The organism is Actinoplanes sp. NPDC049548 (assembly GCF_040676695.1).
Taxonomy (GTDB): Bacteria; Actinomycetota; Actinomycetes; order Mycobacteriales; family Micromonosporaceae; genus Actinoplanes.
This window is the reverse complement of record NZ_JBFAPM010000071.1, coordinates 1-1,316: the sequence shown is the minus strand read 5'-3', so window position 1 is coordinate 1,316 and position 1,316 is coordinate 1. Positions and strand designations below refer to the sequence as shown.

Annotated in this window: 1 protein-coding gene; it reads left to right on the top strand. The window is 69.8% G+C overall.

The annotated features are described in order from the left end of the window. Positions 1 to 22: 22 nt before the first annotated feature. On the top strand, positions 23 to 1,316 hold a 1,294-nt coding region (locus tag AB0J80_RS38490; protein WP_364714784.1), incomplete at its 3' end, for a condensation domain-containing protein.

Below are 1,316 nucleotides of genomic sequence, written 5' to 3'. Positions count from 1 at the left end.
GCTTGCTTACTGGCGAGACGCCCTGGCCGCAGCGCCCGACCAGCTGGAACTGCCCACTGACCGCCCCCGCCCGGCGGTGCTGAGCCACCGCGGCGGCAAGCTCCCGGTGGAGATCGATGGCCTGCTCCATCGCGACCTGCTCGATCTGGCCCGCACCACGGGGACCACCCTGTTCATGGTCTTGCAGGCCGCTCTGGCAACCCTGCTGACCAGGCTGGGCGCGGGAACCGACATCCTGCTCGGCACGCCGGTTGCGGGCCGTCCGGACGAGGTGCTGGACGACCTGGTCGGGTTCTTCGTCAATACGCTGGTGTTGCGCACCGACACCGGCGGCGACCCGACATTCCGCGAGCTGCTGGCGCGGGTGCGGGAGGCCGATCTGGCCGCGTACGCCCACCAGGACGTGCCGTTCGACCGGGTGGTCGAGGAGCTGAACCCCGAGCGGTCGCTCTCCCGGCACCCGCTGTTCCAGATCATGCTCGCGCTTCAGACCGGCACGAACGCGGCATTCGACGTCCCCGGGCTGACGGCCGAGCCGGTACCAGCCGGCTCCGCCGGTGCGAAGTTCGACCTCACGGTGGTCCTGGACGAGCGTCGCGACACGGACGGTTCAGGTGACTCGGCCAGCGGCATCACCGGATATCTGGAGTACGCCGCCGACCTGTTCGACCGCGACACCGCCGAGACCCTGGTGGCCCGCTTCGCCCGCGTGCTGTCCGCCGTCGCCGCCGATCCCGCGGTGCGCATCGGTGCGGTGGATGTGCTCGGGGCCGATGAGCGGCGTCGCGTGGTGGTGGCGTGGAACGAGACGGTGGCTGGTTTTCCGGATGACCGTACGGTTCATGAGCTGATCTCGGCGGTTGACCCGGCTCGTGTGGCGTTGGTGTTCGGTGCCGAGCGGGTCAGTTATGGCGAGTTGGACGCGCGAGCGAATCACCTGGCGCATCAGTTGATCGCTGTGGGGGTGGCGCCTGGCGCGACCGTGGGCGTCCTGTTGGAGCGTGGAGTCGACCTGGTGGTCGCTGTGCTGGCGGTGCTCAAAGCCGGTGGTGCGTACACGGTGTTGGATCCCGGGTTCCCCGTTGAGCGGCTGGCTGCGGTGGCGCGTCAGGCCGGGGTGTCGCTGGTGGTGGGTGATGCGGGCCTCGCGGTGTTGCCGAATGTGGAGTATGTGCCGGTGGGGCGGGGGCGCTCGGCTGCCGGGCCCGGCTCACGTGCGATGCCGGGTGATGTCGCGTGTGTGATGTTCACGTCGGGGTCGACGGGGGTGCCGAAGGGTGTGGTGGCCTCGCACCGCTCGGTGGTGGGCACGTTGA